At 55.7% G+C, this 512-nt stretch carries 1 protein-coding gene; it reads right to left on the reverse strand.

The annotated features are described in order from the left end of the window. The coding region (locus BDE01S_RS10970) for a phage late control D family protein (RefSeq protein WP_369405795.1) at window positions 1-512 on the reverse strand (512 nt) is incomplete at both ends.

Here is a 512-nt window from a genome sequence, read left to right on the forward strand (position 1 = left end):
TTTTAAAGGTGTGGCCGTACTGCCGCGCCAGCCGCGTGAGAAATTCGACATCGCGCTCCTGATACTGGGTGACGCGCTCGATTTTGATATCGCGCACTTCGCCGTCGGGCTTGAGTTTCAGACGGCCCGCCACTTCGCGCACGATTTTGGCCAGCGTGGTTTTTTCATAGGCGCGCGGCTTTAAGGTGCGGTTGGCTTTGGTAATGCCTGTCGATAAGGCTTTTAAAGACACCACGCTCGGGGCAGTGCTGTACTCAATCTCTGCAATCTCAAAGAAACCCAAATCCACCAAACCCGTGAATTGGTCGCCCATGCTCAAACTCAGGCGGTCGCCCTGTTCGGGATACCAGCCGCGCAGCCAGCGGCCGTCGGTGTCTTCAAACTCTACCTGCAATTCGTCGGACTGCTCACCGAGATAGTCGGTATAGCTGAACGAAATCAGATAGGGCGAAATCTCGCCGGTGATGTCTTTCTGCTCGTACTTGATGACGAAATCGGGGCGGGTTACGGGG

The organism is Bergeriella denitrificans NBRC 102155, from assembly GCF_001592185.1.
Taxonomy (GTDB): Bacteria; Pseudomonadota; Gammaproteobacteria; order Burkholderiales; family Neisseriaceae; genus Neisseria; species Neisseria denitrificans.